The sequence below is a fragment of the Kitasatospora sp. NPDC093806 genome (assembly GCF_040683335.1).
GTDB lineage: Bacteria > Actinomycetota > Actinomycetes > Streptomycetales > Streptomycetaceae > Kitasatospora.
In genome coordinates this window covers 90241-97721 of the sequence record NZ_JBFBDO010000020.1, presented here as the reverse complement: position 1 = coordinate 97721, position 7481 = coordinate 90241, and the positions used below count along the sequence as shown (strand labels likewise).

The following is a 7481-nucleotide window of genomic DNA, read 5'->3' as shown; positions in this document are numbered from 1 at the left end:
CAGGCGCGGTGGCGGTGCGCGGGGCGCCGGCGCGCAGGCCGAGGGCGGTCACGGCCGGCGAGGCGGCGCGGGCCGCGACGGTGGCGGCCACGGCGTACGGCACCGGCGCCTGGGCGGTGGCCGTGTCCAGGCGCACGTCCCGCACCTTGTCGACAGCTCCGGCCAGCTCGTCCTGGGCGGTGGCGAGCTGCTCGGACGCGGCGCCGAACCGGTCGGCGAGTTCGTACTGGTCGGGGTCGAGGTCGGTGATCTGCTCGGCGGTCGCCTCCAGGGCCTCCTGGAGGCGGACGAGGATGCCTTCGTCGGCATCGAGCAGCTGGTCGAGGACCCCGGCGGCTTCGGCGAACGTGGTGGCACTGCGGATCTGATCGGTGAACTCGAGGACCTGCCGACCGACGGCAGGGGAAGTGAGTTGGCCGGTGTCGAGTACGGGATCGAGGTCGACGCTGTAGCGGGCGGCGCGCAGCATCTCGGCGGCGTGCGTGGCGATGGCGGCCCGGTCGGCGGGGACGGTGGTGGTGGGCAGCCGGTGCCGGCGGCCGTACCAGTCGTTGCTCTCGCGGAACCCCGCGTGCCTGAGCAGGCTGGCTGCGAGGTCGTCGCTGGAACCCTTGGCGACGACGCTTCCGCTCGGCTCGGCGCTGATGGTGATCACGGGCGAGGGCATGCGGTAGTCCTTGGCGGTGGTGACGGAGGGGACGGACCTGACGAGGTGGCCGAGCTCGGCGGCGATGCGGTTGCACTCGGCCTGGGCGTGGAAGGCATCCCGGTAGGTACCGTGCACGCCGCCGTCCTCACGGACGACGGTGGCGACGATGTGCACGCAGCGGTCGAGAGTGCGGATCGCCGCCCACCGGCAGCCGTCGGGCTTGTCGGCGGGGGCGAGTCCGGTCGCGGAGACCAGCCGCCGGGCGACATCGGCCCATTGGGCGTCGGTCAGATCCGGGTGACGGGGGTCGGAACGCACCGAGCACATCCACACCGGCCGCTCGGGTGCCCGGGAGCCGATCCGCGCGGCCGGTTCGTCCAGCACACCGCCGCCGAGGACCTCCCGCAGGTCGCCGAACAGGGGCAGCTGCCTGTCGGCACCGCGGTAGTCGGCGTCGATCAGACGGGGGCGCAGCCGATGGTGGGAGTCCTCCGGCCCGTAGAGGGCGGGAATCAGCGCGGCCGTGGTGGCGGCGCGCTGCAGACGGGCGATCACGGCGTCCCCTCTCGGACGGGCGGTGGGGCCAGGTGGGTGCGCCGGCAGGAGGAAGAATCCGCGGATCCGACGGTTTGGCCCGGCCGCAGAACGGTGCTAGACGAAGGGGTTCTCGGTCGGCCGGTCGGCGTCTGCGGCGGCCTCCAGTAGCTCGGGCAGGTCGCCCGGCTCGCAGGAGCGCTGGTCGATCCACCAGCCGGCGCGGGTGATCGTGCGCGCCTGGTCCTCGATCCGTTCCCACTCGGGCTCCGGCATGCCGGAGTCGACGACGAGTGCGGTGTAGGCGGCGGCGAGGACCTGGTGGCGGCAGCGCACGCCCCAGGCGATGCCCCGCTCGGTGCCCTCCAACGGCGGCATCCGGAACTGCGCGGACCAGGCTTCCGACTCGGCTTGCTCGGCGGCGCGCTTGGCCTCCAGCCACGCCGCCTTGTCGGCTTCGTCGCCGTCCTTGGCGGCCCGCCAGCAGTCGGTGCAGTCCTGCCTGGCGAGCCAGTCGGCGAACCCGGCCCGGCGGTCGGCCGGGCGGTTGCCGAGGTCCCGCTCGCTCACGTGGCCACACGAGTGGGTGATCTGCCAGACCTTCTTCACGGCCATGCGCTCTGCTCCTTGATGGTGGGGGTGGGGTGATCAGCGGGCGTGGGCGTAGGCGATGCGCGGGTCGACCGCTGCCGGAGGCGGACTCACGGGGGTGGCGGGCGCCTTGAGCGCGGCCTCGTCGACGCGGAATTTGTGCGTGGTGAACGCCTGCTGAGCCGGTGCGCGGAGGGCGGCGATCTCCTCGGCGAGGCCGGGCATCATCGCCACCTGGAGGTTGGACTGCTGCAGGTCGACCGTGATGCGGGCCACCGAGTCGAGGGTCTCGGCCCGGGTGCCGGGAGGGGGCAGGTAGACGTCCAGGCCCGGGTGGTGGCGCCAGCCCTCGCTGGACAGGGCGCAGTCCCCGACGCTGAGGTAGTGGTCTCCGGCGGCGCCGACGATGCCCAGGGTCGGGTGCTCGGCGAAGGCGATCTCCGGTTCGGCCTCCGGCGCCGGGGTGCGCTCCGGTTCGACGGTGGCCGGCCGTTCCTGGGTCTGTGCGTGGCTGCTGGCGTTCTCGGGGGCCAGGGGCATGTCGGTGTGGACGCGGTAGCCGGCGCCGGTGAGGAGCTTGGCGGCCCAGGCGGCGCGCTCGGGGGCTTCGCGGTGCTGGTCGGTCAACGCGTACAGGTGGGGACTGCCTGGCAGTTGCCGAAAGTCGAGGCGCTCCAGCATCCATTGGGCTGCGGCCGACTTGGTGGGCAGAGAGGCGATGATGCCGTGGTTGGGGTGGCGCCCGATGGCGACGTCGGGAAGGGCGTGAGGGGCTTCGGCAGGCACGACGGGACTCCGCTTCGAGGTGGTGCTGATGGTCGGAGGCGGGCGCGGTCTGTGGGTGGTGGGCATGAGCGCTCCTTTGCGGGCGGGCAGGTCAGCGGTGAGGAGCGGCGGTGCGGGCAGCGGGTACGGCGGCGGGACGTACGGCCTCCAAGGGGTGGCCGGTCGGGGTGCGCGCGGCGGCCGGGGAGGTGGCGAGCGCGGCGGCTGCCCGGGCGTCGAGGCGGTCGGCCGCGCCGCGCACCGCAGGGCGAGCAGGTCCTGGGTGGGGGGTGTGGCGGTCGGCGAGGTCATCGCGCATCGCCCGGACCTCGCGGACGTAGCCGTCGGCCATGTCCGCGAGGTAGCGCAGGCGCGCGGCGTAGTAGGGATCGGCGGCGCCGCCCAGCCCCTCCCACCAGGAGGCGGTCTCGTGGAGAGCATCGAGGACTTGGTCCATGACGCCGTCGCCGGGAGCGGTGAGCTCGCTGAGCGCGGCCACCATCTCCTGGGTGTGAGTGGACGAAGCGATGGATTCGCCAACCTGGGCCAGCGGCAGGGACGGTAGTGCTGTGGGCGGCACGGCAAGGACGGGCAGACCGGCCGCGTCTTCGACGCCGTAGCCGGCGGACTGGAGGCGGCCGACGGCCCCGGCAACGGCGGTCCGGCGCTCCTCGGGGTCGACCATGGCGGCCGGGAGGCGGTAGTAGGTCTCGTGCAGCCGGCCGGCGGCGACGAAGCCGGCGCGGTGGAGTACTGACTCGGCACCCGCCCGGCGGGCCTGCACCTGCTGGCGGGTAGGGACGCCGATCCGGTCGAGGTGCTCGTCGACCACGGCGAGCATCGGCCCGACGGCGCCGCCGTGCTCTTCGTTCACACCGCCCACATCGCTGTCGTACAGCTCTTCGAACTCGCGGCCCGGCCCCTCCCGGGTCACGAACCAGCCGCTGATCGCCTCGCGGTGGTAGCGAGGGGTGATGAACAGGATGGCTTCATCGGGCAGTTCGGCCTCGATGTACCTGGTGGCCGTGTACGGGATGCCTCGCGCTGCCAGCGGCGTGGTGATGTCGGGGAACGGGCCGGACGTCGTCGGGGTGAGGGGAGCCGCCTGGCCGGCGTGATGGATGGAAGTGCGGACGCCGGTGGCGGTCTCGGTGAACCGGACGACCAGCTGGCTGGGGTGCATGGAACGGTCCTGTCATGGACGGGGCCTGGGGCCCAGTGGTGGGGGCGCACCGATGGTGTCGCGAGGCGGGGGTTTGGACGGGCCGGGAACTGCTGCTACGGCCTCCGGGGGTGGAGCCGGTGCGAGCCGCTGCGGGGCCGGGTGGTTATCGCGATTCCTGGACCGGCGGGCGCTCGGACATGCGGAAGTCGGTGTCGTAGAGCCGGCGTTCGCTCGGGTGGAGGAGGTGCTGGACGATGAAGGACAGGCCCGCGACCTTCCATAGACCCCGACCACGGGGGAGCGCTGCGATGGCCTGGGCTTCGACGCCGGTGAGGCCGAGCAGGGCCATGGAGTCTGTGATCTGGTCCGGCTCCTGCCGGTAGGTGATCCGGGTGCTGCAGTCGGCGAGCAGGCCCTCGGCGAGGACGCGCCCGCGCGATCCGGCGTCACCGGCGGACAGCAGGTCGGAAAGCCGGTGGAGGATCAGCAGATTGGCGATGCCCAGGCCCCGGCTCAGCTTCCACTGCTGCTGCATGCGCTCCAGCAGGCCGACGTGCCGCATGATCCGCCACGCCTCGTCGTAGATCACCCACCGGCGGCCGCCGGCGGGGTCGGCGAGCGCGGACTCCATCCACGCGCTCGCGCAGGTCATGGCCAGGACCAGGGCCGTGTCGTCGCCGCTGCTGCCGAGCCGGGACAGGTCGATGGACAGCATCGGCGCGTCCGGGTCGAATGCCACCGTGGAGGGCGCGTCGAACATTCCTGAGAGGTCGCCGTGGACGAGCCGGCGCAGGGCGTGGGCCAGGTCGTCGACGGCGCGGCCGAGGCCGCCGGCGTCCTCGCCGAGGGCGGCGTCCAGGCGCTCGGGGCGGCCGAGGGCGTGGGCGATGTCGCCCAGGAGCGGCACCGTTCCCGCCGCCTCGGCCTCGGCGACGGCCAGGTCCAGGGCGACGTCGAGGCCGGTGTGCTCCATCGGCAGCAGGTCGCGCTTGAGCACGGTGGCCGCCAGGCTCGCCAGCAGCAGGAGGCGCCGCTTGCGGACCTCGCCGGTCCAGTCCTCCTCGCTCACCCCGGCCGGGCGGGCGGGCGCGTCCAGGGGGTTCAGCTTCCCAGGCAGGCCGGGGCCGAGCGCGATGGTCTGGCCGCCGAGGGCCTCGGAGAGAGCGGACCACTCGCCCTTCGGGTCCGACGGGATGTAGATCTTGTAGCCGTGGGCGATGGACCGCATGGCGATGGACTTGGCCAGCGCCGACTTGCCCATGCCGATCACTCCGCACAGGACCGCGTTGGGGTTGGTGAACCCCTCGATGCGGCCGGAGTTGTAGAGGGTGAACGGGTCGAAGCAGAAGGAGCCTTCGGCGTGGAGGTCACGGCCGACGAAGACCCCCTCGGCGCCGAGGCCGGCCTCCGCGAGGAAGGGGTAGGCGCCGCCGGCGACGGCGGTGGTCATGCGGTGCTTGGGCAGGCGGAGCCGGCCGCCGCGGGCGGACGCCGGTCCGGGCCGTCCGGACGCCGGGTAGGTGGCCTGGAGCGCGGGGTCGAGGCCCTCGAACTCCCGGCGCGCGGTAGGGGCCTGGGCGCGGCGGGCCTTGCTGCGGGCTTCGGCGAACTCGGCGCGGGCGGCGCGCTGCTGGGCGCGGGTGGTTTTGCGGGGGACGAACAGGGGGCTGGCGGTGGCGCGGTTCCTGGGCATGATCACGGATTCCGGGGTCAGTGGCGGACGAGGCCGGTGAAGGGGGAGTGCAGGTCGGCGGGGGTGGTGCGGCGGCGCATCAGCTGGGCGGCCTCCTGGTGGCGGCGGCAGATCGACAGCTGAGGGGCGCCCTCGGGCCGGCGGCCCCGGCATGCCTCGGCGTCGGGCACTTCGCCGCTGCCCGGCCGGGGAGAGGAGTGGTAGGCGGCGTGGAGGTGTTCGGCGGCCTGCCACAGGCGGGTGCGCGTGGCCTTCAGGTGGTCGCCCTCGCCCGGCAGCAGCGGGGAGGTGCGCTGGGCGTGGGCGTCCAGGAGGCCGTGCAGCGAGACAACGTGTTCGTGGAGGGAGTTGAGTTCGGCCCGGGAGGCGACGAGCGGGCCTGCGGGGACGTTCAGCGCGCGGTGGAAGTCGATCGCGGCGGTCGCGTAGGGGACGAAGTCCTGCGCGGTGGCGGTGGTGGCCGGCATCGGGGTGCTCTTTCGGAAGGGAGGCGGGCCGGCATCAGACGGCGAGTGCGAAGGGGAGTGCGCAGGCGGTGAAGGCCTCGGCCTGCTGCCAGGTGAGCGGGCGCAGGTCGAGCTGGGCGCCGACGGCGGCGGTCTCCACCACCGCGCACGCGGCGCGCAGTTCCTCCTCGGTGTCGGCCGAGACGGTCAGCAGGCCGGTCAGGGCGACGTCGGCGTGGCCGGCGATCAGCTGCCGCTCGCGGGCCTGGATGTCCTGGTACTCCACCGAGTCGGCCTCGGAGGCGACCTGGCCCTTGCGAGCGCGCTCGGCCGAGTCCGCGATCACGCTGGCCTTCTTGCGCTGCACGTCGCGCATCGCGGCGTCCAGGTCCTTCGGCTCGTAGGCCAGGGAGACCGTGCGGCGCACGCCGGAGGCGAACATCACCTGGTGGAGGAAGCCGGGGCTGGTCTCGGTGCGGGGCCAGTTCTCCACCCAGTAGGTGGTGTGGTGCGCGGAGTCGGTCGAGATGTGGTCGGCCTTCTCCACGACGACCACCGGGCCGGCGGCGGCCGGGTCGGCGGCGGGGCGGCCGTCCTCGGACCAGCGGTCCAGCGCGGCGAGGGACGTGGGGTCGTAGGCGGTGCGGGCGACGGCGGCGATCTCGGTGGCGGACAGCCAGCCGGTCGGGTTGAGGCCCGCGGTGCGGGCGGCCTGCTCGAAGGCGGAGGTCAGCTGGGCGAGCACGCTGAAGGCTCCGGTGAGCCCTCCGCCGGCCTGGTTGATGAGGCGCCGGGAGGCCTTGAAGTCCAGCGCGATGGCGACGTAGGACTCGTGCGGGGCGGCGGCCGGGCCGGCGCCCCGGATCAGTTCGCCGTAGAGGGCGCCGGCCAGCGGGGCGTCCGGCCTGGCGTGCTCCTCCCAGTACCGGCGAAGCGCGTCACCGGAGTCGGGGACGGTGCGTTCGATCACCTGGATCCGGGCGACGTGTCCGGTGCGGGCGAGCGCCGCCAGCGCGCGGCCCCATCCGCCCACGTTGGCGTTCTGGGTGCCGGGGTCGAGCAGGGCGTACGCGCGGGAGGAGACCTTGACGATCGCGGTGAGGGTGCCGGCGTGCGGGTCGTGGACGGCGCCGTAGCGGCGGTCCGGGGAGGTGACCACGCGCAGGCTGGCCCCGCTGCCGGGCAGGTGCAGCAGGCCCTCGCGCACCGGCCGGGAGGCGGGGCGGGCGAGCCAGACCAGCTGGCCCCGGGCACGGCGCAGCGCGTACCGGACGGCGATCGGCGCCCAGTCGGCCAGGGTACGGCCCCGGTAGCGGATGAAGACGAACGCGCCGACAGCGCCCCACAAGGGAACGAGCTGGAGAGCGCCGACGACACCGCAGGTGACGAGGACGGCGAGCAGCAGCAGGCCGGTGGCCGAGACGGTGATCAGCTGCGAGGCGCTGAGGCCGAGGAGGATGCCGCGCTTAGAACGGTGGGGGAACTTGACCGGCACGGGGACGGCGTCGGGCTTCGGGACGGAGGGCATCGCTGGATTCCTTCGGCGGGGGAAGCGGGGGTGGGGCCCGGGGCGGGGCGGCAAACGCGGCCCCCCCCCGGGACAGGGGGGGTGCGGGGGGGCACCGCCCCCCGGGGCGT

6 protein-coding genes and 1 pseudogene are annotated in these 7481 nt (G+C 73.9%); all 7 read right to left on the bottom strand.

Going from position 1 to position 7481, the window contains the following annotated elements:
• Positions 1-1204 (bottom strand): annotated as a pseudogene (locus AB0N76_RS13495) (hypothetical protein); the annotation flags it as partial.
• A gap of 96 nt (positions 1205-1300) precedes the next feature.
• Complete coding sequence (locus AB0N76_RS13490; RefSeq protein WP_363556451.1) at positions 1301-1798, bottom strand: hypothetical protein; 498 nt, start codon at positions 1796-1798, stop codon at positions 1301-1303.
• Positions 1799-1831: 33 nt separating this feature from the next.
• Positions 1832-2560 carry a hypothetical protein gene (locus AB0N76_RS13485; RefSeq protein ID WP_363556449.1) on the bottom strand — a complete coding sequence of 243 codons (729 nt, stop codon included), beginning with the start codon at positions 2558-2560 and terminating at the stop codon, positions 1832-1834.
• Between the two features lie 91 nt (positions 2561-2651).
• A complete protein-coding gene (locus AB0N76_RS13480) occupies positions 2652-3722 on the bottom strand; it encodes a hypothetical protein (RefSeq protein ID WP_363556447.1) in 1071 nt (356 codons plus the stop codon).
• Positions 3723-3867: 145 nt separating this feature from the next.
• Positions 3868-5397, bottom strand: a complete 1530-nt coding sequence (locus AB0N76_RS13475; protein WP_363556445.1) for an ATP-binding protein — start codon at positions 5395-5397, stop codon at positions 3868-3870.
• 17 nt (positions 5398-5414) lie between these two features.
• The gene (locus tag AB0N76_RS13470) at positions 5415-5864 is read right to left on the bottom strand and encodes a DUF6238 family protein (RefSeq protein ID WP_363556443.1); all 450 of its coding nucleotides are present in this window, start codon (positions 5862-5864) and stop codon (positions 5415-5417) included.
• A gap of 34 nt (positions 5865-5898) precedes the next feature.
• Positions 5899-7371 carry an SCO6880 family protein gene (locus AB0N76_RS13465; RefSeq protein ID WP_363556441.1) on the bottom strand — a complete coding sequence of 491 codons (1473 nt, stop codon included), beginning with the start codon at positions 7369-7371 and terminating at the stop codon, positions 5899-5901.
• Positions 7372-7481: the final 110 nt, after the last annotated feature.